This is a genomic window from Flavobacterium sp. CAU 1735, from assembly GCF_039888695.1.
Classification (GTDB): domain Bacteria; phylum Bacteroidota; class Bacteroidia; order Flavobacteriales; family Flavobacteriaceae; genus Flavobacterium.
Genome location: NZ_JBDQQQ010000001.1, coordinates 256,896 through 279,620 on the forward strand (window position 1 = coordinate 256,896; position 22,725 = coordinate 279,620).

Sequence of the window (22,725 nt, forward strand, 5' to 3'; positions counted from 1 at the left end):
AAAGAAGGACCTGTTACCGGATAGCTGTTTTAGTGTATAATAAAAAAAAACGGAACCTTTTGAGTTCCGTTTTTAATGACAATGTAATTTCAATTCTTTATTCTTTGATGACTTTAAAAGTTTTGCTTTGATCATTAGCAGAGACACGAACCAGGTATATTCCTTTGGAAAGATTGGAAAAATCAACTTCGTAAAGATTGGAATTTACGTTGCGGTCGAAAACGATCTGACCTAACAAATTCGAAATCGTTATTCCGGTAAAAGCCTCCGGATTCGAAACAGTAAGACTATTCGTCACCGGGTTGGGATAAAGATGTAATTTTTGAAAAATAAAATCGACATCACTTAAGACTACGGTTGTAGTAATGGAAAATGGAGGGCACCCGGATTGTAACGGAATAATCGTTATTGTATGATTACCTGCGGCTACGTTTTCAAAAATGGGACTGCTTTGCACGGATCCATTGTCTATTTGATAGTGGAAATTGCCAGGATTATCTATTGTAACGGTAACTGTCTGATTGTTTGCGGTTGCTGTTGCCATCAGTGTAGCGGGTGGTGATAAGGTTGCTGTTGCTGTCGACTGACAACCGGTGGTGCTATTAGTCACCGTTACAGTATATGTGCCAGGAGTAGTTGTGCTAAATGTACTTCCGGTAGCTCCACTAACAGGATCATTGCCCAAAAACCACTCAAAATCGTATTCTGCATCGGATAATTGACTGTCAAAAGTGTGAGGTGTACTGGTTTGAGTGTCTGGATTAAAGCAGAGCGCTGCGTCGTGTAGCTCGACTTCTGGTGTTGGAAGTGCTATAAGGTTTAACCAGCCATAGTAGTAACAACGTCCAACATTGCTATATACTTTTACACTGATAAGAGTTTGATGTGGAGTGGTATTCGTATAACTTTCCGGATTGGTTATCAGTTGAGCTGGATCACCGAGAAAATTGGAAGCCTTATAATAGGAGACAGCATAAAAGGAATCGTCCAGACCGGTTAAAATAAGATCGCTATGAGCCGTAAGATCAAATGTTGCGAACCCGTCATTGTCGGTATCGCAAACCAATAAATCGGGTATCGGGGTTACTAGCGGTATGCCGGTAATGATATCAAGACGTGGTGTCCAGTTACTACTTTCCGATTCGGAACATTTTGCGCGTACATAAAAATCGTAGGAAGTACATTGTTCAAGATTGGTAAAGGTAAAGGGATTGGAAGCGGTAATTGTTCCGGTAGAAGAAGCCGTTGGTGCGGGACTTCCGCCTGGAAGTATGATAATTTCCCATTGTGTTTCACTTCCGGCGGACATCGTTAGAAGTGATACAGAATAGGGTGTGTTTTCAGAGGGAAGTACAATCGAAGGTGCCGGACAATTTTGTCCTGACACAAAATTGAGGGTGAGTATAAAAAGTAATACCGTTAAATAGTAGTTCTGTTTCATAATTACTGGTTTTCAGTAGGTTTGTTTTTTCAAAGCTATTAAAAAACTTACAAAATATATAGTGTATTTTAAAAAAAGCCTCCGTTATGGGAGGCTTGTTCTTTATTCTTTTACGATTTTAAAAGTCTTGCTTTGGCTATTTATGGAGATTCGAACCATATAAATTCCTTTGGAAAGATTCGAAAAATCAATTTCGTGTAAAGTGGAATTTACTTTGCGGTCGAAAACGATCTGACCTAACAAATTCGAAATCGTTATTCCGGTAAATGCTTCCGGATTTGAAACAGTAAGATTATTAGTCACCGGGTTAGGATAATAGGCTAATTTCTTAAAGTTAAAATCTTCGTTGCTTAGTGCTGCTAATTGAACCGTTACCGGCAGACGATCCGGGCTTTCAATACCATTAATGGTTTGCGAAGCATAATAAGTGGTATTATGCGTTAAAACAGTAGTCAGTGGTAGACGTGTTTCGGTAGTTGTTGTTAAACCGGGAGCCGAAGCATTTGCATACCAATTAATGTTTTGTCCGTTAACAGCCAAGTTGGCTAACGTTTGTCCTTGCGTGAATGTTTGTGTCGATTGTCCACGAGGTGCCGAAGGTGTCGTTACCTGTACGGTTAGGTACAAAGGCGAGCAACTGGAATTAACAGGGATAACAGCGATACTATGAAAGCCTAAGGCTACGTTTTCAAAGATATTGCTCAGTTGAGCCGGTTCATTATCGATCTGATATTGGTAATTTCCGGGTCCTGTAGTATTGATTGTAATTGTTTGATCATCTATGGTAGCATTGGCATTTACAGCACTGGAATAGGTTAATAAAGTTGAAGCCATGGCCGAACAACCTGTAATGATGTTTTGTACGGAAACAGCATAGGTGCCTTCGGTTGTGGCAGAAAATGAATTCCCCGTTGCTCCGGCGATGATCACACCATCTTTGGACCATTGAAATGTATATCCGTTGCCTGATAAATTGGTGTTAATGGTGTAAGGGGTTGCTGTACTGTTTGCCTGGTTGTAACAGATTTGTCCGTTGGCTGGCAAATAAACATGAGGAGCTTGTGTCACTCTGATGTAAAAATAGGCAATCGCAAAACATCCTGAAGTGTTGTTTTCAACCCGAACATAAATCTGCATTTGTTGCTGATTAATATTTACATAGTTTGTTGGTGAGGCCAAAGCAGACGTATTAGTATAGGCATCCGTTATGGTTTCAAAATAACTTACGGTATATTCGGAAGGATTAAGTCCGTATAATACGGCATAATTATTCGAAGTTAAGTCAAATGTTGCAAAACCGGTCGTGCTTGCGTCACAGGCTTCCAGATCCGGAATATCGGAATTAAGTCCTAAAACGGTCGAAAATGACATTGCAGCCGACCAATTGCTACTCTGTGTTGGAGAACAAACGGCTTTTATATAAGCATTATAAGAAGTGCATCCGATAAGATTGGTCACAACATAAGGATTGCTGGTTACGATAGTTCCGACTGTGTTGCTGTTTGGAGGAGCCGTTCCGGCAGGTGTGATATAGACTTCCCATTGTGTTGTGCCGGAACCGGTCCAGTTGATAACAGCCGAATTCGAAGTAATATTGGTCACCGCGATGTTGCCCGGTACAGGACAAACTTGCCCCATAACGACAGTCGTTAAAAGTGATACGAGTAAGGAGAATAAGTAGTTTTTTGTCATGATGTCAAATAGTTGCTAATTTGACTCTAAAACTACTAAAAAATTGCGAATAGCGATTATTTTTTCTTCAAATAAAGATAATGGTTATAGTAATCGATAATTCCTTTGCCTTTTAATAGGATATCTGCACCAATTATCCCGTGAACGGGTTTCGCTTTGTACTGTTGTAGCGCAAGATTTACATGGCTCATGTCAAAAATGACTACTGAAAAATCATCCGTTTTCCAACGCGAAAGTTGTAGCAAATTGCCCGAAGCCATTTGTGTATGCATACCGGTAGCACCGGCACCGGAAGCTTTTGTTGGCGAATCTTCCGCGGATAGCAGAAAATGATCAATGCTTTCAAAACCGATACAACTGTTGGAAGCACCGGTGTCTAAAATAAAATCACCGGAAATCCCGTTGATTTTTGCTTTGACCAACAAATGTTGTGTTTTCGATACTTTAAAAGGGATCTTGGTATAGCCGTTGTCTTTTAAAACGCCCTGTAAATTTTCCATAAATCAAATGTAGCTTAAAAAACGAACAACTTTGTACCTTTGCAACTTTAAAAAGACAAGATTAGGATGACTTTAACAGATACCCATACGCATTTATATTCGGAAGAATTTGACCAGGATCGGGATGAAATGATAACAAGAGCCATTGCAGCAGGCGTGACCCGGTTTTTTGTACCGTCGATCGATTCGACGTATACGGAAAAAATGTATGCGTTGGAAAAAGCCTATCCGGGACATATATACCTCATGATGGGTTTGCATCCATGCTATGTAAAGGAAAATTATAAAGAAGAACTGGCGCATGTGGAAGCAGCATTGGCGCAACGGGAGTTTAAAGCCATTGGGGAAATCGGGATCGATTTGTATTGGGACAAAACAACACTGGAGATTCAAAAAATAGCCTTCCGTCACCAGATTCAGCTGGCTAAAAAATACAAATTGCCGATTAACATTCATTGTCGGGAGGCATTCGATGAAATTTTTGAAGTACTCGAATTGGAAAAATCAGACGAGCTATTCGGGATTTTTCATTGCTTTAGCGGAACCTACGAACAGGCTTTGCAGGCAATTTCCTATAATATGAAGTTGGGAATTGGTGGTGTTGTAACCTTTAAAAACGGTAAAATTGATCAATTTTTAAATCAAATTGACTTAAAACATCTTGTGTTGGAAACCGATTCGCCTTATCTGGCACCGGTTCCGTATCGCGGTAAACGGAACGAAAGTGGCTATACCCGATTGGTGGCCGAAAAACTGGCAGAACTATACCAACTCCCGGTTGCCGAAATCGCCCGAATCACTACGGAGAACTCCAAAGCAATTTTTGGGATTTAACAAAGAATTTCCCTTCAATTAATAAAATTTTCGTTCATTTGTGGATTGTTAAATTTATAACTAATGTCAAAATTTGATCATATACGCCAGTTTTATGATTCTGAAGTAAATGAAGCACTGCAAAGTATCATGCATCATCCGATGATGAAGGCTTTGATGAGCTTTACGTTTCCCGATGTAGATGAAGCGGTATGGATGGAGCAATTAAAAAGGACACATTCTATCAGGGACTTTCAGGTGAATTTTATTTATCAGTCGGTACAAAGAGTGTTGGAAAAAAGCTCCGATGGCTTAACCACTTCCGGTTTCGAGAAACTGGATCCGAATACGGCTTATCTGTTCATTTCGAACCATAGGGATATCATTCTGGATACTTCTTTATTGAATGTCAGCCTTTTTGACCATGGAATGGTTATGACTGCCTCGGCGATTGGAGATAATCTGGTACAAAAGTCCTTTTTATTATCCCTTTCCAAATTAAATCGTAACTTTTTGGTACAACGCGGATTATCGCCAAGAGAATTATTGCAAAGTTCCAAGCTGATGTCGGAATTTATGTATCATTTGCTGACAAAAGAGAATCGTTCGGTATGGATTGCCCAGCGCGAAGGACGTACAAAAGACGGTAATGATGCAACACATCCCGGTGTATTGAAAATGTTGGCGATGGCCTGTGAAGGAAAAGACGTAATTCCCTTTTTTAAGAAATTAAAAATAGTACCGGTTTCGATTTCTTATGAATACGACCCTACAGATGCGTTAAAAATGCCTCAATTAATGGCTGAAGCTAACGATGAGGTATATATAAAAGAAAAAAACGAAGATTTTATAACGCTGATTAGCGGCATTATCGGACAGAAAAAAAGAATTCACATCCATGTTGGTGATATATTGGATACGGAATTGGATAAGATTGGTGCCGAATTTGATAATTCCAACAAACAGATCCAGGCATTGGCACAGGTAATCGACGATTCGATTCTGTCGACCTACAGATTGTGGCCAACCAATTTTATTGCCTACGATTTACTACATAAAACGGATCAGTTTTCGGATAAATACACGCAAAAAGAGAAGCAACTTTTCGAACGAAGACTGGAAATGAAATTAGGTGCAGAAGTAAAAACACTGCGTGATGGTTTCCTGGCAATGTATGCCAATCCGGTTATCAATAAAATGAAATACGAAAATGTCTAACCGACCGAACATTCTGTTAATCTATACAGGCGGTACCATTGGTATGGTGAAAGATGCCGAAACCGGTGCGCTTAAAGCCTTTGATTTTGACGAATTGTTATTACGTATCCCGGAATTAAAGCTGTTAGATTGCGATATTGCAACGTTTTCGTTTAAAGAACCGATCGATTCGTCTAATATGAACCCACAAAAATGGGTCGCTATGGCGAATGCAATCGAAACGAACTACGATAAATTTGACGGTTTTGTGGTGTTGCACGGTTCGGATACGATGTCGTATTCGGCTTCAGCATTGAGTTTTATGCTCGAAAATCTGGGTAAACCGGTAGTGTTTACCGGTTCGCAATTGCCAATAGGAGATTTAAGAACCGATGCGAAAGAAAACCTGATTACAGCAATACAAATTGCGACCCTAAAAAATAAAAACAAACCGTTGATCACGGAAGTATGCTTGTATTTCGAATACAAATTATACCGTGGGAACCGGACAACCAAAATAAGCGCAGAACATTTCAATGCGTTTGCATCGCCCAATTATCCGGCCATTGCCGAATCGGGTGTGCATTTAAAAGTGAACGAAGAGCTACTGTTCCATAAAAGCGGAACTAAAAAACTGAAAGTCAACACAACCTTCGACGATCATGTGGTGATCATCAAAATGTTTCCGGGGATCAACGAAAGCGTATTACAGGCGGTTTTGCATATTCCAAACCTAAAAGGCGTTGTACTGGAAACCTACGGATCCGGGAATGCGCCAACGGAAGACTGGTTTATTGCAACGCTGGAAAAAGCCATCGAAAAAGGACTTCATGTAGTCAATGTGACCCAATGTTCGGGCGGAAGTGTCAATATGGATAAATACGAAACCGGATTGGAGCTTAAAAAAATAGGCGTTATTTCGGGTCGGGATATCACTACCGAAGCCGCGATAGCCAAGCTAATGTACCTGTTGGGACAACAGGTTTCCCCATCGGTTTTTAAAACCATATTCGAAACGGCGATTCGCGGTGAAATGAGCTAAAAATTTTTCAGAAAAGCATTGAAAAAACAAAATAAAAGTCGTTAATTCGCAGTCTGAAAATTTAGAGAGGTGGCCGAGTGGTCGAAGGCGCACGCCTGGAAAGTGTGTATACTCCAAAAGAGTATCGAGGGTTCGAATCCCTTCCTCTCTGCAAGATAACCAAGAGCCATACTGAACTTACAGTATGGCTTTTTTGTTTTGGAACAACATAGGTGCAACATTCAAGTTTATAATCATCTTTCTGTTATCAAGACTTAGAGACCGAAGCATTGAAATCGGTTATATGTATTTAACAACAAAGGGATTATGTTAAATACCTTTGTTGTTAAACCTATGTTTTTTATCAGGTCTTAATTAACTTTTGTAAGTGTGATATTGGTCGGAATGTTAAATGTTGTTGATTGGTTTGTACCATATATCCCCATCGGCAGTTTAATTCTCCAAGTAGCCGTATTGAAGTTGGATTGATTGATATTCATTTTAAATTCTCCCTCTATACCGAGCGGGCGAGCCTGACTGAATGGTTGGCTTATGTCGTAAATCTGTCCGCTCATTTCATAAGGTCTTATAGGAGAGTTTCCCATTATAATAGTAGGCCATGGTGTACTCGAATTCCCGATGTTGATTTCTGATGTGTAAATGGTTTGCTCATTTGCCGAGCCGTAATTTTGAACCAGCTTATAATGACCACGTAATTCATCTACATAGGCTTTTGGTGGATCGTCAGGATAAACAGGTTTTTGCGCTACTTTCCACAATCGTAATACAAATGTTTGATTACCATTTTGGTAAATCCATCTGCCAATAAATGGTGCAAAATAATTATTTACATCTTTATAATAGTACGTAAGCAAAGGACTCTTTTTAAAGCTGGAATTATAGTATTCTTTCAGTTCTTCAACTTTTGGTGGAGGTGCTTGCGCAGATAGAGAAAAAACAAAAAAGAATATACTAATGCTAAATGTTTTTTTCATAGATAATACATTCTAGCGATGTGTGTAATGGTCTGAAACAGATTACGTTTCATTAATTAACTTTTGTAAGTGTGATGTTGGTCGGTATTGTGAATGTCGCCGCGCTGGCAGAACTATGAAGTCCGGATGGAAGTGTCACATTCCATTGTGCATTGTTTATACTGGCAGGATTAATACTTATTTTAAGTATGCCTTTTAAGCCAAGCGGATTGTCATCGGTATAGGGTATATTTACGTCATAAATAGTGCCATCCAAGAGATACTGTTGTAATGGTGCGCCAAATATAATCGTTACCCACGGGGTTATTGAATTTCCTGCATTGATTTGGGATGTATATATGATTTGTTCATTGGCTGTACCATAATTTTGAACCAGCTTATAATGGCCTATTAATTCATCCATAAAATATTTTGAATTATTCTCGGATTGATAAAGTGCTTTTTCCTGTTTTGTAAACTGTACAACAAAGGTTCGGCTACCGCTCTGGTAAATCCATTTACCAATAAATGGCGCAAAGTAGTTGTTTACATCCTTATAGTAATAAGTAAATAAAGCACTCTTTTTAAAATTGGGATTGAAATACTGGCTAATCGCTTCAACCTTTTCTTGCTGTGCTTGTGCAGATAAAGAAAAAATAAAAAGTAATACGCTAATGCTGAATATTTTTTTCATGATCGATTCGTTTTAATTGGAACACGGTTTTTTAATAACATTAGAGTTTTTGCTATCAAGTTCCAGTTTTTGAAAATTTGAAAATGTGGCATCAACTTCAAATAAATTAAGTCCCAACTTGGCTTCTTTTATAAACTCTAAAAATGATTTTTTATCATCTTCGACATTCGAATTTACTTTGATGGTTCCATTGGTTCCGTAGTATTTTTGAAATATTTTTTCCATTTCAGCGATTTTTTTCATGTCCAGTACAGTTCCTTGCGCGTTAGTGCGTGGATATCTAAAACTGTCAATGCAAAGTGTACAATCAATTGTAAGAGCATACCTCGTTCCATCTGCTGTCATTACATAGAACACAAAATCATCTGTATCTATTTTATTATTTTGTACCAATCGACTTAACGCAGCCATGTCGTCCCATGAGAATATCGAATAGGTGCCGTTTCCATTGCCGCCGTATGCATCATGTGTATGTGCCAACATAACGTATTTTTGACTTGGGTTTAGATTAATATCAATCATACCGCCAATACCCTGCGGAATGGTCTGTGTAGGATTAGATGTTTGTGCTGTTGCTGATTTATCAATAAATATGCCGTTTTCTTGATTTTGAGATGTTGTTCCTGCAAGGTTGACAAGCTCCTGTTTTAAGCCTGAAAACTTTTCTAACTGCTTGGTAATCGTTTTGCATCCAGAAGGTGTAATCGCTGTTTCCAAGTCTTCCAAAACCGGGGTTGTTGTTACGGGTGGGTTATTGCCGCCACCGCTATTGCCACTTCCGCCGCCTGAATGTCCAACACCTGGCTCAGTTCCGATCGTACCGCCATTACCGCCACCATATCCTGAACCCGCGCCAGCACCGCCAGCACCCGTCATGCTACAATCTACAGACGTAACTGTATAAAGGTGACTAGGGTCGTTACAATTTGCTGTTGCGACATGCGGTTCTGTCGAACCACCTGCTGTCCATGCTTGATTACACATCAATACGTTTGCCGTTACGCAATGAAGCTCCCTTGCGGTTGGTGTAATATCATATTCGATCTGCGTGATATTGACCGTTCCTTTAAAGTGGAAAGAGCCATGTTCCTCGCTTGGGGTTAATGGGGTTGTTGGCGTGTATTTGACAAGATACGCATTCGCCTGATTAAGTGAATCCATGCGGATTACAAGGTTCTCGAAAAAATCAGGATTATTAATTTCGCGTTTGATCTGAAATGTATAGGTAGTATAGGCGCCGTCCTGTATCACTTTGGACATATCAGGCATAATAGAAAAACCGTATGTTTCCTCCATGCCGGTTTTGGCTGTGCTACCTTTTTTTTGTTTTCCTTTGTTCAGTTTTGAAAGGGCTGTAATAAACTGTTCTTCATTCAACAGCATATCAAAAGTGCTGTTTCGTATGCTTATTTTTTCCTGATAGCTTTCTTTGCTGATAGCATCACGTTCCAGTTCGCACCCAAACAGGATAAACACCGTCAAAATCATCACAGGAAAACAAGCATATAATTTTCTATGGTTCATTGTCTTGAATTATTAATAGTCGCAAATATTGTATTTTTCCAGATGAAAATATTTGCGTTTTCCCGTAAATTGGTGCAATCTGTGTAAAAATACGTATAAATACGCATGCGTTTTACGGATTTTTCAAGTTTTCGTTACGGTTCTCAGGTGCCTGTTTTTTGATTAAAGGGATGCTTTTGAAGCCTTTTTACAAGATGTTTTAAGTAATAAATGCCAAAATAGATTTTATAAAATTTACGACTTCGGTGCCGGATATACAAATCGGAATGCTTCCGGAGTATAGGAACCTCCGATTTCCAAATTTCCGATCGTATTATTGCGGCTTTTTGAGTACCAAAAAATCAGTTGCGGTAACTTCAATTGGTGTTTTAAATTCAATCCAATGTTCCCGGTTGTCGGTTTCACCATCATCCATAATTCTATACGACGAATAGCCATTATTCATAAAAGGAAGTTCAATCCATTCGTAATCCGACAAACGCCCCAAATTTTTTTTTTCGATAGTCTCGAGCCAGTTTAGTGCGGTATCAATCTCTTTCTTTTGCTTTAAAATGGCTGCTTTGTTGGCATTGCCTTCGCGTAATTGCGCTACCAATTGGACTTGTTTTTCTTTTAATACTTGTATCGCGTAATTCATAAAGGCCTTATTTGTTGCTAAGTTGAAATAAATGAAAATAGGATTGGGACATTCAAATGCCACGGATTTTATAAAATCTACTTCTTCGGTACCGGATATATAAAATCAGGAATGTTATTTCGTAAATCCTGATCAGGATCGGCGGTTTCATCGTCCGGATAGCCAATAAACGGGCTTCTTTTTCCGAAACCAAAATACCATTCTTCTGTTTTGATCAACCGATATTCGGATAGAAAATCGGCTTCATTTTTTTCTGTAACAGCAGACTTTCGATTCGTCCAAAATAGGGTGTAATCGCCTAAGGCACTTTCTACATGAAATTGCGCATTTTCAAAATCGATATTCCGAAGGATATGTTCCATTTTCAGGATAAAATCATTCCAGTCGGAGGTGTCCAATCCGAAATATTTATAGGTCGCGGCAAATCCCAATAGGATATTTTCATAATAATACGGAACTTCATAGTCGCCAAAACTAAACATATTGGTGTTGATAAACGGGTAGGTGTTGTCTTTTTCCAATGTTTTGATAAAATCGACCGACTTGTGATAATCCCGGTCAATTTTAATATAGCCGTAAATTGAAGTATATTCCATTTTTAGTGTTTTTTGTTGTAGTACTATTTCAACAGACAAGTTGCTAAAAGTACAATTTTAAAAAAAATAATTCCGTTCAACAGATCGAAGAACGGAATTAATAAGGCATCCTTTTGACGGATTTCTTTAAACAACTTTTATTTTTCGATGAAATTAGTCGCCTTTGCTCGCAGAAACGATGCTTTCGATAAATTCATCTAACTGTTCGATTTTTTCACTTTCGCCATTTTCTTCGTATTTGACGCGCATCGGACGTAAAATATTAAGGAATTTGTCGAAAATATGTTCCTGAATGATAGGCGAATCGACTACTTTGTAGATACTGCGTAACATCCAGATACGGTTGTATTCCGTACGCGCCATCACGACATAAAAACCTTGTGCCATTTCGACCGACCAATCGCGCAATTCTGTCAGAATTGCTGCCGCACCGAATTGACCTGAAGAAATAGTGCCAAAAAAAGTCTCGATTTCTTCGAACAATTTGGTCGATGCTTCGTCATTTTGTTGTTGGAAAAACTCCTTAAGCGATTGTGCTGCGGTTTGCGCATTGATATACACGTTTCCGGAGGCGTATAAAAAACCGGAAAGGTCAATTTCGCCTTGATAGATTCCGTCGATAAAGATCGCAAGTCCTCGCAAATGATGTCCGATGTCTTCGTGAGACAGATAGTCGCCATAACCCGGCAACACGTCCATAAAACGTTCGAGCGTACTATCCCAATCTTCGAATGTCGCCCAATTTTCGATCAGGAAAACGGCGCAGGTGCGTTCGATTATCTCGTGATCCAAATCAGCACTGGTGATCGAATTGTTACGGTAACTATCAAGGAAAAGATCGATTCCGTTGATATAACCCAGATAGGAATCGCTTTTAAGCAATTGTAGTATTTGTTCTCTCATGTTTATTCTTTAGTTTTTTTGACGATTTCTTCCATTAAGGCGCGTTGTAGTTGCTCTTTCGGTAAATCTTTCGGAATGGCAAACAATCCGTAGATCACATTACCGTATTTTTTGCTACTTGGGAAATCCTCTTCAAGGTCGATTATGGTACGTATCGTATACGCTTCTTCGATTAGAAAGGGTAAATCACCTTCATAGACCTTTGCAATACGAATCCCATTGCTTTTTGTACCCGCCGCATTCGCCATGTGTTCGGCGATTGCATTGCCTTCGTATAAACTGTTCATGTTAACCAGTACGAAAAGTTTATCTACGGCCAAATCGAAACGCATCAGTTGGTAATTCGATTTTTCCGGGTTAGGAAGTACGAGCTTGTAATCGGATGCTTTGACCAAACTGTCGTTCGTGTCCCATACGGATACCTTGTAATTTCCTGCCGGAATTTCCTTGATAAGCGATTCGCTAGGTTTGATTTTTTGGTCGATGGTGTATATTTTCTCCAGTTTCCCGTCGGGCATTATCTGTTCAAAAGTTACGGATCGCAATTCGGTTCCCGTGTTCATAAATTTAACAGCCTGGGTTGGTCCGGTTGGTCCGTTTTGAATGTAATAAATAGCATAGGCGATGGCTATTAAGGCGATAAATGCTACGCAGCCAATTTTAAAAAATTTTTTCATAGTCTCCGAAATCGTTTAATGCCCATTCCGTATCGGTGGGCCTGTTAAAATAGTGTTGTGTAATAAAAGTTTCTCTCAGGTAATCCCCGACCTCTGAGTTTCCGGAAACCTGTTTCCATCGGTCGGATTTACTGTTTGTTGCGACACAACGGGCAATTAGTTTGTGTTCGCCGTCAATTTGTGCCAATATAAAACAATCGTCCAACGTCTTGCGTCCGTTTTCCGGATTGGCGGCAGATAGGTAGCACGCCCAGATTTCCCCGTAATGTTCGTGGTCGTATTGTACGATTTTATACAGATGACGCGGTATCGGTTGTTCGTTTTTAGATATTTGTTCTTCCCATCCGAAATCGAATTCCGGTAGGAAACTCCATTTGAGATACGTCATAGCATGCAATTGGCCTACCAGCGAAGCGTCGTTAGAACGAAGTGCTTCAGTTTCGATTTTGATAAAATCATCTAAAAGACTTTTAACGCTGTCCATTTTGGCGCGTCTGTCATTTTTGTGATACTCGTAAAAAGCCCATTGATCGCTAAGTACTTCATTCAAGACGTTCCAACCTTGTCTTTTCGACAAATCGATCGCATATTGCCATGACGCTTCCACCAGGTCCATACGTTTTGCAAGACCCGCCCAATAGGCTGTAGACACCAAGGCATTCCAACAGGCTTCGGGATCGTTGTACTCTTCGTCGAAACGCTTTGCAGCGATCCAATGCTGATCACCGGTGTATTGTTTGCCTTCGATCAGCGTCGTAGCTTCATACAACGGATGGTTGGCTACTTCATCCGGTAAAAAGCCTTCGTGATCGCGTACCGAATTAATGGAGAGACTCACGCCCCACATCAAGTCGTTAGAGTTACCGTAGTAGTATTGGTATTTCTTAAAAGGCATTTTGTCACAGTCCAATCCGTGTGGCATACAGGCATACTTCCATAAATGCCAATACCATTTTTCCATTTGGTTTCTATTTTTGCGTTCCAGATCGTAAGCACGTTGCGTTAGTACACTACGCACGTAGGCATTCCAGATACCATAGTCTTCCTCCTGAAATTCGGGTAGGAATTTCTTGTTGTCAATTAGCTGAGCAAAAAGATCAAAAGCTTTTTTGTGTTCGGGCGTGTCGTAATAATGGTTCCAGAAATCACAGAAAAAAGCGTCATGATTTTTCTTTGCTTTTTTAAAGCGTTCCAGGTTTTCCTCATCCAACAGATAAGACTTGAGAAAATCGAGATCACCTTCTCCTAAATAATCAAAAAGCGGCTTCGACAGACTGATAGCCTCATTAAGGTCGGATTTTAAAGCCTTGATTTCTTTGGCCGTTTCCATCTGTTGCAGGTATGCCATTGGAATCATCGCTTTTAGGTTCGGCGCCAGGGTATTGGCGGTTACGTTTTTGTAAAACCCGGTATAAGCCTTCACCACAGGTTCGTTTTTTAAAGACGTCATACGAGGTGAAAGCGATACGGCTAAAGTTTTGTAAGAGGCCCGGTCGAATGCAAAAGGTGCTAAAAACCAATATCCGTTCTCAAAGATGCGCATCTGTTCGAGTGAACCCTCTTTTCTGTTGAATTCGATTTTTAAGGCTTTTTGGGTATCCTGACCTTCGTAAAGTCGGTTTAGATCAGCCTGTAAGCTATTAAGTGCTTTCATTTTTAAGTCGATTGGTGAAATTGACGTATTAAACGCGTCTTAGGCGAATAGAACAGATTGTACGAACCATAGACTCCACTGTCATAAAGAGCAGCGATAAATTCCATAAGCTCGCCGTTTTCATCTTTAAAAATATCGAGTGAATAATCGGTTTTGCGCACATGGTCTTTTTCGTAGGTGGTTTGATCCCAAATGGGTTCTCCGCCTTTATAAATGCTTTCGCTTTTTACCGATTTGTCGACTTCGAAATAGGTCGGTTTGTCCTCGTATCCGTAAAAATTATCGTGCATTTCATCGGCACACCATTTAAGAAACTTCTCGTCGAAGTCTGAGATTGGCGTTTCACTATACGATACGATTTCGTATTTGTTGTCAGCGGTAAGCCTAAAATCGGCATAATCCAGAAAAACCGGTGTCACAATAAAATGGAACACAAGATCGGTGAATTCCGGTTTTATAATAGATCCAGGAATACTGTATTGCGGTAACAAAATTCGTTGCTCGAAATGTTTCGGTTCGGCAAGGACGTCTGCGGGTTTCGGAAAAGAAATGATTACTTTACTCATGTCTTCCGGTTTTGCAATCTTTCTAAGCCCGATAGGTTTTGACTTTGCCATTATTTTGCTTTTGCTTTTTTCGGTGTTAGAAGTGCTGCCATTTCGGTGTCTTTCCAATGTTCGGCGACTTCTTTTGCGGTGGTTCCGACAGGAAGTGCGACTACCTGTTTGGTACTTCCGATCGTGGTGTCGAGACCAGCTTTAACCAGGATTTTTGCCATTTCGGCAGGTCCGCCTATATCGCCCAGATAATGTCCTGCTGTCCATCCGTTTTCATCAACTACATTGATGTCTTGTTCCGGGTGAAGTTTAAAAAATGCTTTTAACCCGTCAAGGCGTTTGCTGCGTGCGACGTAATGTAAAGGTGTGATTCCCTGATCGTTTTTGACGTCGAAAGAGGCGCCTTTTTTTGCCAATAGTTTCATTGCTTCCGGTTCTCCGGCTGAACAAGCCATGATCATCGGAGTATTACCATTGTTGCCACGAATGTTTACATCCACTCCTTTTTTGATAAGATCTTTGGCCAGATAGATACAGTTTACATAGTTGCGATGCTCGGTTGGTCCCCAGGAATATCCGGAGATGTCATACTGATCCATAAGCGAAAGCACACGCCCTTTTTCGTTTGCGCCGCCATTATACGGTTTTATATAGCGGAAACAGCCGTTTTCGATCAGGTATTTTACATAGACACCGGAATTGGTTCCTTCCGATTCCCAATGTCCTACTTTGGCTTGTCCCAAACGCATCAAAACGTTAAGTAAAGGCGAAAATCCGGAATCGTCCAGCGTGTTTACGTCGGCACCAGATTCAATAAGTCGCCATCCAAACGCATAACTACCGAGCGATGCGGCTACATTTAACGGCGTTTTCTGTTCGTGATCTCTGGTTTCTAATAGTGATCTTTTGACTGCCGATATGTGCATAATTTCGTAGAAGTCGTTTGCTGCAGCGATGTGCATTAGGGTTCCCTTACTTGAAGTCACCACATCGATTTTAGCACCGTGTTCGATCAGATCCAGAATGATATCTTTATGTTTGTATGCTGCCGCTAAGTGGATCGGATAAAACGATTGGTTGTCCGCCACATTCGGGTTAGCACCGTGTTGCAGCAAAAGTTGTACGATTTCACGATGGCCGTAGGCCGCCGCGCAATGTAAAGCGCCTGAATTTGGTCCCATGGCACTGGCATCGGCACCTTTGGCCAGCATTTGCTTTACGGTTTCGATATCGCCTGCTTCCGCCGCGATTACAAGTTCTTTGTTAATGTCCATATTTGGTTGTTTTGGTTGAATAGGAACCTTGGACAGTATGTCGCCCAAGGCTCAAAAAAAGTATGAGATATTTAATTTATTTTGCTATGGTTGCTTTTGCCGCTTCGTACATTAATTTAACGTCGTCTGCGCTGTAATCTGTGAATTGATCCGGAGATTGATCGAAGGTCATTCCTTCCTGGATAATTACGGAAGATGTGCCAGTCGTTACGCCATATGTGAACGCAAGTTTACCTTCCTTGTTTTGTTTCACGAAACCGGTCGGGTCTTCGGTTACAAATTTGTCGAAGCCTGGATTCATTTCTTTATCGCTTGTGATTTCCTTGATCATCCCTACCGATTCTTCTGCATTTCCTTCATGGGTCGAAAAAGTGAGCTTAAACAATTTTCCACCGTATACGAAAACTTCGCCTTCTGTTGTGCTTTTAATCACTTTTGCGTCTTTTGGTGCTTTTGTAACAACAGGAATTCCGTAGCTGCTCAAATCAAGAGCAACGAATTCAGCGAATACCAGTGGTTTTTCCGGAGCTGCAGTTGCCGTTTCCTCTGTTACTGCTGCATTTTCGGATTTGTTACCGTTGCAGCTGTAAGTAGTGAAGGCAAGCGTCGCGAAGGCTGCCACAAGTAGGAATTTTTTGTTTTTCATATTTATTGATTTTTGTTGGTTTTACTCGTTGTGGATTCGCTTTTTAAAGGGGTGCGAAAATCTTTATGCGAATCATGTGGAACCAGTGTCTATTGTCAATTGAATACGATCAATCTAACTCATAATCACCCGCATTGTTTTCAATAAAATCGAAGATTTCTTGTTCCTCTTTTTCAATTTTTTGTAGTTCTGTATTGAAATAGATCGGAAATTTCTTTCGAAAGTACAATTTAAAATCAATTAAACAAATAGTTGTATATAAAATGATTGTTAAATTTCACAAAAACGTGTATTTTTTTAACACTGTAACTGTTTTGTGAACGCCTGATTCTGAATGTAAAACTCTTAAAAAACCAGAAGTACTTTAGCCTTTATTCAATTCTTGATTCCTTAATCGGTCTTTGAATGGTAGCCTTTCCATTAATGCTACTTTTTCATTTTTTCAAAAGTAAAACCGATATTGTCAATCTGTGTTTCAAAACGAGATCCATCAAATCCATAAATCAGACTTTTATATAGAAAGTGAACGTTTTCTCCGTCTAAATAATGGTGGTGAATATATTCATCTTGTATATTGATAAGGGTATCACGAACGGTAAGTTCTCCTTCCTCTTTTGTATCATAGTCCATAACCTTTGCCAGACAACTAAAACTGAGGAAATTGTCGTCATAGCGACTCACTATAAGATGTATCTTATTGCCAAGCGGCATAAAATTGGTCATATTGTAATTAATCCGTAGTTGTCCGGTTTCCCTGGTGGAAAGCCATTCTCCAAGAAGTTGATTCGGATGGATATCGGATGCCTTGTAAAAACCGCCTTGTTTTAAGGCTGTATATACGACTACGAAAACCAGCTTTAAATCATTTCCTTTTTGAGGATCGTTAAAAATAAGATTGTCTTTTATGAACTTTTGGATCGCGGCCTTGTCATATGGAGCGAATCCTGCTAACGATGCTATCTTTTTTGCGATTTGGTCGCTGGTGAATTCTTTTTCAACAAGAATCTTTTGTAGAATGGTAGCAAAAGTCTCACTATTTTGATCATTTATAAAACGGTCAAGGTCAAATCCGTCATTCTTGATGCCTCCGCCTCCGATTTTATAGGTTCCGAAAAATTCCTTTTCCAATTGCGCGCACTCTTCTCTGAATAGCAGTCTAAAATCATTTTCAGAAAGTAAGTAGAGCTTCATGAGTCTAATCAATCGGGCACTTGTAAAATATAATTGTGTTTTAAAAGTAATGTATTCCAAAATTTGCGATTAAATGTTAACGTTGTCAATTTTGTTTTTTAAAGCCATTATCGTTGGGCCTGTCGGATCGAAAACGGCTACTAATTTGAAGATTTCTTGTATGATAATTATATTTTGAACATCTTGTTTTAAAAGGATTTCAAAATGGTCGTTGATAAAATTACAATTCTCAAGAACAATCCCGGATAACTCGCGATATTGGAGTCCTCTTTCCCGTTCGATGGTTAGAATTGCGAGTAATAACGCTATTCGGTTTGGAACGGTTTTCGTAAGGTCATCAATAGTATAGTGATCATAATAAACACCATTATGGGTATACGAAAGATAACCCCCCATTATGGCTTCGGTAAACAATTCCAGTTGTGAAGTCGTCCAGTTTTTTAGATCGGCTTCCAGTGCGCTCCATTCCTGAGCCGTAAAACAGTGTTCGAATACGGAAAGAATAGCCGTTGTTCCATGTTCTTCCGACCAATAATCACTATCCTTATGTTCGCCTTCCAATACGATGCGATAGACTGCTAAGACAGCCGGATTGTCACTCTGTGTGGTACAGTTTGCCGCGTATTTTTGTCTGAAAAAATCAAAATCGGGTTGTGACATCAGTTCTCATTTTACTGTATTTGATCAATGTATTCAGTATTGGAAAGTTGTAAATCGGTTTCCGATAGATTTAAGGAGATCAAAACGCTATCGATCGGGATTTCGTAATAGGGCGCATCTTCCCATTTTTTAAAAGCGGGCGGATCGTTTTTTACCTGTTGAAAAGCCCGTTCGAGAATACTGTTTAAAGCCGTTGCATCCGAATACTGCTCTTTAAAGGATTCCAATTGCCGCATATAGGTGATCAGATACGAAGTACTGATATCGGTTAAATCAACTCCGTGGATCATATCGGTACATTTTGACCGTTCCGGAAACGAAAGCACCGAAAACAAATCGACACCCCATTCGACGTAATCATTAGGATCATTTTTGGTGATCAAAGCATCTAATTCGGAAATGATATCGGTGATAACATCCAGGTCCAGTTCACTCAGGTACCCGATTTCGGAATAAGATTCCGGCGTAATTCCAAAAGTAATGTCCCGTTTTAAATTGGGATATTTTTTGCCGACTACAATACTTTTGATCGTATTCATTCGCTATGACTTTTTGCGATTACTAATATATAAATATTGTATTGATATTCAGTAGCAATAAAAAAATGTAACATTAAAAAGGAGGGGCGTGAAATTATCGAATCGTTTGGTCGATTTCAGTAACCACACCTTTTTTTACCGATTCTATAACGATGGAAAACGGATCATGGTGATCAATTATCCATTCTCCGTTTTTAAAAATAAAGGAAATATACGGTCCTAAGATGACATTTTGCTGGATAAACAAATTGTCGCCTTCCTGTGGCGCATAGTCAAAATCAAAACAGTTTTCGCAATTGAGATTTAAAGCAATCCATTCGGCATCCAATCCGTTTCCGATGGAATCGCTGGGTGTAATATAACGCCCGAGCATGGCACAGTCCTTATATTCTTCAACAAAACGGAATAACTGCCAGATATAGATCAGTGGAATAGTGTCGTTCTTTTTGTTTTTAACCGGTATAAGTTGATCACCAGATTTTTTATAGACTTCTTTTTCCCGGAATTTTATAGTTCCTGATTCGCAACTGTATAATTTGATTCCTTTTGTAAAGTCGCACATATTTTAGAAAACTATTTAGAATGATAAAAATAGGACATAATTTGAATTCGGAATTCAGATAACGCCCAATCTAAAAGTTCAGATAATCGATTGTATCGGTTAATTCGGACCATCTGGCGGATAGAAACTTAGCATAATTGGTCGCCGAAATCCCATAACTGCCTAAAGAATGGCCATCGTTGACTTCGACGAGAATCGTAGCATTGTTTTCATCTACACCAAAATCCAGGGCATAGGCACGTGGTTGTGATTTAAAATCGGCAATGGCAGCTTTAACAATTTCCAGATCCAGTGTCTTGTTCCAGTCTCCTTTATAATGTCTGATATCCAGTATTTCCTGATACCGAATAAAACAACGGAATTCGGCTTTAAAAGAAATCAGTTCCGAACATAAAACAGAAGTAGGTTTATCGGTATTGAGTAATCCAACAAAGTCAAGTTCGGTTTTAAAAACCTTTCCCGGAAACTTTTTTGTTTCCGTTTCCGGCTTTATAAAAACGGGAAACCGCTTTTCCTGTAAAACATCTTCTAAAGTAGATTTCCAAATGGTCCTTTTCAGATAGTGTTGAAGCTCGACAGGATAATCGATTTCTGTTGTTTTTCTAGGTATATTGATCATTTCCAGACGTTTTCGAACATTTCCGATTCCACCCACAAGAATGTGTTCCGGGTTCGTATCTTCGATATGGTTGACATCATGGAATTTTTCAATTTCAAAGCCAAAATGTTTAAAGCCTTCGTAAGCAATAAACGCATTTACATTGTAAAATTCACCATCGTTATGGGTTTGTATAAAGGCTTTCATGGTGTTGAATTTCTGGAATTATAGTGTTATTTTTTCGATGTTGCGTTTGAAGTTTTAGTTTTTCCGGCATTTTACAAAAAAGAATGGGAAATTTTCCTGAACGGTTATGATATCGAATAAACCGAATGAATCAAACTCCCGGTGAACCGATTCCAGATCATAGAAAAACATATTCACACCGTCGATTATTTCATAGCGATCCGGCCCAAGATGTTTTCCGGTTCCATAGGTAGCGGCTTCTTTGGTGATCATCGTAAAAATCATATAACCGCCTTCTTGCAATTGATCATAACAATCGCGGATTAGTTTTTTTCGTTCTTCCGTATCCAGAAGATGGATCAATGCATAGCAAAATATCCCGTCGTATTTTTGATTGTCAAACGGCATATCGGTTACCGATCCATGAAAAATTTTTATAGCATCACCGTAGTGTTTTTGAGCCATTTCGATTGCCGTTTTTGAGATTTCAATTCCGGTTACGGTCATGCCGTTTTCCTTGAAAATCTGAGCATTCCGACCATAACCGATTCCGGGAATAAGAATATGCTGTAGCGATTGCTCTGCAAAGAATTCGTTGGCCATAATGGTAGATTGCGCGGGTGTAAAACCCCACATTTCTTTTTTGTCGACAAAACTGGCTTCCCAGAATTCGGGTTTTTCCGGTGCTTTCATAATACTATATCAATTTTAAGTTTATTATGATATTTGGGTGGTCTGTATCCTTAAATATAGAGATTTCTTGAAAAGAATATTAATAATCAATATAGGAATAAATTTTTTCGAGGTCACTGTTTTTAATTTTTTTTGACAGGCTACGATGGTAATCAATACCAAACAAATCTAGTTTTGTACTGTCGATCTTTACGTTTTGATGATCAAACCATTTGTGAAAAATAATGGAGTCCGTATGGTATAAAGCAGGACCAGTCATTATAGCATGTAGTTTATGACATGCAGCACAGGTATTATTAAAAAGATTTTTTCCTTCGCGTGCTTCTTCTGACAAGTTTGGAGTTCCACAATAGGAATAGGTTTTAACAGGCTGATTTGAACAAGCCGTGGTCAGTTGTTCTTCAGTCAAACAATTCCTGTATAATAAATAAAATGAAGTGATAGTAAATGTCAAAAAAGCAATAGACCAAAACAAAATTGTACCAATCGATTTTTTAAATAGTATCATAATTATTTGTTTAAGGCTTCGAAAACTTTCGGATTAAGGACGCAATTACTCCATTTTTAGAAACCTGAAGCGTAGTCGTTTGCGGAGTTAGGAAATAGGATTGCATAGTGATTTGATCTTCCTCGTCGGCAAAACAACGTAAAACATAATGCGTCAAGAGGCACTTTTTATAATCGTTATAAAAATAAAAAGTAGCAACAGAAAAGTTACTGTCATATACACCATTTAAAAACTGAATACGTTGTTGATAGGAATAGGAATTTTGATCCCATCGTTCAAACTTTTCGAAGAGATCTTCGTTTAGTAAAAAATAATCCCGATCGATAAAAAAAGACTTGCTTTTTACAGCATTATCCAGAAGCTGAACAATATTCCGGGAATACAGAATGCTTCCTTTTTGATTCTCAAAATAGTCAATCCGAATGTCATTTTCCATAGCGGTTTCAAGCAATAACTGTTCGCAAAGGGTAACGACTTTTTTAAAAACAGCCATTTTATGGTCACTGATTTCAAAATCTTCCGTAAACGAAAATCGTTGGAATATCCCGTCTTTAGTAGAAAAACCACCGCTGTAATTGTTGATAAAACCCAGAAGGTAAAAAATTTTAAGATTCATAAAATGGGTGGATAGTCAGATTTAGTTCTGGTTATTCTTTTGTGTAATTTCAGTTAAATAGTGCGAATCGTCTTGCCATTATGCTAAGAATGCAAGATACTACTTTTGTTATTTTTCTATCGCTTTTACAATATTTAATGATCAATTTATTTTTGTAAAAAAACAAAACAAAATGTTCATTAAACTGGAAAAAAAGACCTCTTTGAGGTCAATCTAAAAAAGAGAGATTAATTTTCTATTACCAACTCCATGCTAACAGTTTAAAAAAACAAATAATTCTTCCTCCATTAATAGTTTTTCAATTTTCGAAAAAACAGTCGAAACCATAAACATTACCGTGTTTTTCAGACACATTTTTAAATGAATTGTTTC

Annotated in this window: 25 protein-coding genes and 1 tRNA gene; 4 read left to right on the forward strand and 22 right to left on the reverse strand. The window is 39.0% G+C overall.

Going from position 1 to position 22,725, the window contains the following annotated elements; all coding sequences use genetic code 11:
- Positions 1–97: 97 nt before the first annotated feature.
- From AAFN64_RS01320 to AAFN64_RS01330, 3 genes are all read right to left on the reverse strand, one after another.
- Entirely contained in the window at positions 98–1,441 is a 1,344-nt protein-coding gene (locus tag AAFN64_RS01320) for a T9SS type A sorting domain-containing protein (protein WP_347759033.1), read from the reverse strand.
- Between the two features lie 102 nt (positions 1,442–1,543).
- On the reverse strand, positions 1,544–3,133 hold the full coding sequence (locus AAFN64_RS01325; RefSeq protein WP_347759034.1) for a T9SS type A sorting domain-containing protein: 1,590 nt from the start codon (positions 3,131–3,133) through the stop codon (positions 1,544–1,546).
- Between the two features lie 56 nt (positions 3,134–3,189).
- On the reverse strand, positions 3,190–3,633 hold the full coding sequence (locus AAFN64_RS01330; protein WP_347759035.1) for a retropepsin-like aspartic protease: 444 nt from the start codon (positions 3,631–3,633) through the stop codon (positions 3,190–3,192).
- Between the two features lie 66 nt (positions 3,634–3,699).
- On the opposite strand from AAFN64_RS01330, the gene AAFN64_RS01335 reads away from it, so the two are divergent.
- From AAFN64_RS01335 to AAFN64_RS01350, 4 genes are all read left to right on the forward strand, one after another.
- Positions 3,700–4,467, forward strand: coding sequence for a TatD family hydrolase (locus AAFN64_RS01335; protein ID WP_300491671.1), 768 nt, complete (start codon positions 3,700–3,702; stop codon positions 4,465–4,467).
- Between the two features lie 63 nt (positions 4,468–4,530).
- The gene (locus tag AAFN64_RS01340) at positions 4,531–5,664 is read left to right on the forward strand and encodes a 1-acyl-sn-glycerol-3-phosphate acyltransferase (protein ID WP_300491669.1); all 1,134 of its coding nucleotides are present in this window, start codon (positions 4,531–4,533) and stop codon (positions 5,662–5,664) included.
- Positions 5,657–6,685 (forward strand): asparaginase, encoded by a 1,029-nt coding sequence (locus tag AAFN64_RS01345; protein ID WP_347759036.1) that lies wholly within the window; start codon positions 5,657–5,659, stop codon positions 6,683–6,685. Before AAFN64_RS01340 ends, AAFN64_RS01345 begins: the two co-directional genes overlap by 8 nt.
- A 63-nt stretch (positions 6,686–6,748) precedes the next feature.
- A tRNA-Ser gene (locus tag AAFN64_RS01350) sits at positions 6,749–6,836 on the forward strand.
- A gap of 199 nt (positions 6,837–7,035) precedes the next feature.
- Here AAFN64_RS01350 and AAFN64_RS01355 read toward each other — a convergent pair.
- The 19 genes from AAFN64_RS01355 to AAFN64_RS01445 form a co-directional block, all read right to left on the reverse strand.
- The gene (locus AAFN64_RS01355; RefSeq protein WP_347759037.1) at positions 7,036–7,659 is read right to left on the reverse strand and encodes a DUF6705 family protein; all 624 of its coding nucleotides are present in this window, start codon (positions 7,657–7,659) and stop codon (positions 7,036–7,038) included.
- A 52-nt stretch (positions 7,660–7,711) separates the two neighbouring features.
- Complete coding sequence (locus tag AAFN64_RS01360; protein ID WP_300485982.1) at positions 7,712–8,332, reverse strand: DUF6705 family protein; 621 nt, start codon at positions 8,330–8,332, stop codon at positions 7,712–7,714.
- Between the two features lie 12 nt (positions 8,333–8,344).
- Positions 8,345–9,856, reverse strand: a complete 1,512-nt coding sequence (locus tag AAFN64_RS01365) for a hypothetical protein (RefSeq protein WP_347759038.1) — start codon at positions 9,854–9,856, stop codon at positions 8,345–8,347.
- Between the two features lie 313 nt (positions 9,857–10,169).
- The gene (locus AAFN64_RS01370; protein WP_347759039.1) at positions 10,170–10,493 is read right to left on the reverse strand and encodes a hypothetical protein; all 324 of its coding nucleotides are present in this window, start codon (positions 10,491–10,493) and stop codon (positions 10,170–10,172) included.
- A gap of 77 nt (positions 10,494–10,570) precedes the next feature.
- Positions 10,571–11,089, reverse strand: coding sequence for a hypothetical protein (locus tag AAFN64_RS01375; protein WP_347759040.1), 519 nt, complete (start codon positions 11,087–11,089; stop codon positions 10,571–10,573).
- Between the two features lie 153 nt (positions 11,090–11,242).
- Positions 11,243–11,992, reverse strand: coding sequence for a hypothetical protein (locus AAFN64_RS01380; protein ID WP_347759041.1), 750 nt, complete (start codon positions 11,990–11,992; stop codon positions 11,243–11,245).
- A gap of 2 nt (positions 11,993–11,994) precedes the next feature.
- Positions 11,995–12,669: a hypothetical protein gene (locus AAFN64_RS01385; RefSeq protein ID WP_347759042.1), complete on the reverse strand. Its 675-nt coding sequence runs from the start codon at positions 12,667–12,669 to the stop codon at positions 11,995–11,997.
- Positions 12,653–14,323: a hypothetical protein gene (locus tag AAFN64_RS01390; protein ID WP_347759043.1), complete on the reverse strand. Its 1,671-nt coding sequence runs from the start codon at positions 14,321–14,323 to the stop codon at positions 12,653–12,655. Before AAFN64_RS01390 ends, AAFN64_RS01385 begins: the two co-directional genes overlap by 17 nt.
- Positions 14,324–14,325: 2 nt before the next feature.
- Positions 14,326–14,940 (reverse strand): hypothetical protein, encoded by a 615-nt coding sequence (locus AAFN64_RS01395; protein WP_347759044.1) that lies wholly within the window; start codon positions 14,938–14,940, stop codon positions 14,326–14,328.
- Positions 14,940–16,154: an ankyrin repeat domain-containing protein gene (locus AAFN64_RS01400; RefSeq protein WP_347759045.1), complete on the reverse strand. Its 1,215-nt coding sequence runs from the start codon at positions 16,152–16,154 to the stop codon at positions 14,940–14,942. The genes AAFN64_RS01395 and AAFN64_RS01400 overlap by 1 nt, the downstream gene beginning before the upstream one ends.
- Positions 16,155–16,230: 76 nt before the next feature.
- Positions 16,231–16,776 (reverse strand): hypothetical protein, encoded by a 546-nt coding sequence (locus tag AAFN64_RS01405; protein WP_347759046.1) that lies wholly within the window; start codon positions 16,774–16,776, stop codon positions 16,231–16,233.
- A gap of 450 nt (positions 16,777–17,226) precedes the next feature.
- Positions 17,227–17,991 carry a hypothetical protein gene (locus AAFN64_RS01410; RefSeq protein WP_347759047.1) on the reverse strand — a complete coding sequence of 255 codons (765 nt, stop codon included), beginning with the start codon at positions 17,989–17,991 and terminating at the stop codon, positions 17,227–17,229.
- Between the two features lie 69 nt (positions 17,992–18,060).
- Positions 18,061–18,651, reverse strand: coding sequence for a hypothetical protein (locus tag AAFN64_RS01415; RefSeq protein WP_347759048.1), 591 nt, complete (start codon positions 18,649–18,651; stop codon positions 18,061–18,063).
- Between the two features lie 11 nt (positions 18,652–18,662).
- Positions 18,663–19,190 (reverse strand): hypothetical protein, encoded by a 528-nt coding sequence (locus AAFN64_RS01420; protein ID WP_300486004.1) that lies wholly within the window; start codon positions 19,188–19,190, stop codon positions 18,663–18,665.
- 94 nt (positions 19,191–19,284) lie between these two features.
- The gene (locus AAFN64_RS01425) at positions 19,285–19,752 is read right to left on the reverse strand and encodes a hypothetical protein (RefSeq protein WP_347759049.1); all 468 of its coding nucleotides are present in this window, start codon (positions 19,750–19,752) and stop codon (positions 19,285–19,287) included.
- A 70-nt stretch (positions 19,753–19,822) separates the two neighbouring features.
- Positions 19,823–20,557 carry an ATP-grasp domain-containing protein gene (locus AAFN64_RS01430; protein ID WP_347759050.1) on the reverse strand — a complete coding sequence of 245 codons (735 nt, stop codon included), beginning with the start codon at positions 20,555–20,557 and terminating at the stop codon, positions 19,823–19,825.
- 54 nt (positions 20,558–20,611) lie between these two features.
- On the reverse strand, positions 20,612–21,229 hold the full coding sequence (locus tag AAFN64_RS01435) for a class I SAM-dependent methyltransferase (RefSeq protein ID WP_347759051.1): 618 nt from the start codon (positions 21,227–21,229) through the stop codon (positions 20,612–20,614).
- A gap of 79 nt (positions 21,230–21,308) precedes the next feature.
- Positions 21,309–21,737, reverse strand: a complete 429-nt coding sequence (locus tag AAFN64_RS01440) for a c-type cytochrome (protein ID WP_347759052.1) — start codon at positions 21,735–21,737, stop codon at positions 21,309–21,311.
- A gap of 10 nt (positions 21,738–21,747) precedes the next feature.
- Entirely contained in the window at positions 21,748–22,353 is a 606-nt protein-coding gene (locus AAFN64_RS01445) for a hypothetical protein (RefSeq protein WP_347759053.1), read from the reverse strand.
- Positions 22,354–22,725: the final 372 nt, after the last annotated feature.

Coding starts and splice junctions, on each gene's coding strand:
- AAFN64_RS01320 (WP_347759033.1), bottom strand. CDS start 1,441: ATGAAACAGAACTACTATTTAACGGTATTACTTTTTATACTCACCCTC.
- AAFN64_RS01325 (WP_347759034.1), bottom strand. CDS start 3,133: ATGACAAAAAACTACTTATTCTCCTTACTCGTATCACTTTTAACGACT.
- AAFN64_RS01330 (WP_347759035.1), bottom strand. CDS start 3,633: ATGGAAAATTTACAGGGCGTTTTAAAAGACAACGGCTATACCAAGATC.
- AAFN64_RS01335 (WP_300491671.1), top strand. CDS start 3,700: ATGACTTTAACAGATACCCATACGCATTTATATTCGGAAGAATTTGAC.
- AAFN64_RS01340 (WP_300491669.1), top strand. CDS start 4,531: ATGTCAAAATTTGATCATATACGCCAGTTTTATGATTCTGAAGTAAAT.
- AAFN64_RS01345 (WP_347759036.1), top strand. CDS start 5,657: ATGTCTAACCGACCGAACATTCTGTTAATCTATACAGGCGGTACCATT.
- AAFN64_RS01355 (WP_347759037.1), bottom strand. CDS start 7,659: ATGAAAAAAACATTTAGCATTAGTATATTCTTTTTTGTTTTTTCTCTA.
- AAFN64_RS01360 (WP_300485982.1), bottom strand. CDS start 8,332: ATGAAAAAAATATTCAGCATTAGCGTATTACTTTTTATTTTTTCTTTA.
- AAFN64_RS01365 (WP_347759038.1), bottom strand. CDS start 9,856: ATGAACCATAGAAAATTATATGCTTGTTTTCCTGTGATGATTTTGACG.
- AAFN64_RS01370 (WP_347759039.1), bottom strand. CDS start 10,493: ATGAATTACGCGATACAAGTATTAAAAGAAAAACAAGTCCAATTGGTA.
- AAFN64_RS01375 (WP_347759040.1), bottom strand. CDS start 11,089: ATGGAATATACTTCAATTTACGGCTATATTAAAATTGACCGGGATTAT.
- AAFN64_RS01380 (WP_347759041.1), bottom strand. CDS start 11,992: ATGAGAGAACAAATACTACAATTGCTTAAAAGCGATTCCTATCTGGGT.
- AAFN64_RS01385 (WP_347759042.1), bottom strand. CDS start 12,669: ATGAAAAAATTTTTTAAAATTGGCTGCGTAGCATTTATCGCCTTAATA.
- AAFN64_RS01390 (WP_347759043.1), bottom strand. CDS start 14,323: ATGAAAGCACTTAATAGCTTACAGGCTGATCTAAACCGACTTTACGAA.
- AAFN64_RS01395 (WP_347759044.1), bottom strand. CDS start 14,940: ATGGCAAAGTCAAAACCTATCGGGCTTAGAAAGATTGCAAAACCGGAA.
- AAFN64_RS01400 (WP_347759045.1), bottom strand. CDS start 16,154: ATGGACATTAACAAAGAACTTGTAATCGCGGCGGAAGCAGGCGATATC.
- AAFN64_RS01410 (WP_347759047.1), bottom strand. CDS start 17,991: ATGAAGCTCTACTTACTTTCTGAAAATGATTTTAGACTGCTATTCAGA.
- AAFN64_RS01415 (WP_347759048.1), bottom strand. CDS start 18,651: ATGTCACAACCCGATTTTGATTTTTTCAGACAAAAATACGCGGCAAAC.
- AAFN64_RS01420 (WP_300486004.1), bottom strand. CDS start 19,190: ATGAATACGATCAAAAGTATTGTAGTCGGCAAAAAATATCCCAATTTA.
- AAFN64_RS01425 (WP_347759049.1), bottom strand. CDS start 19,752: ATGTGCGACTTTACAAAAGGAATCAAATTATACAGTTGCGAATCAGGA.
- AAFN64_RS01430 (WP_347759050.1), bottom strand. CDS start 20,557: ATGAAAGCCTTTATACAAACCCATAACGATGGTGAATTTTACAATGTA.
- AAFN64_RS01435 (WP_347759051.1), bottom strand. CDS start 21,229: ATGAAAGCACCGGAAAAACCCGAATTCTGGGAAGCCAGTTTTGTCGAC.
- AAFN64_RS01440 (WP_347759052.1), bottom strand. CDS start 21,737: ATGATACTATTTAAAAAATCGATTGGTACAATTTTGTTTTGGTCTATT.
- AAFN64_RS01445 (WP_347759053.1), bottom strand. CDS start 22,353: ATGAATCTTAAAATTTTTTACCTTCTGGGTTTTATCAACAATTACAGC.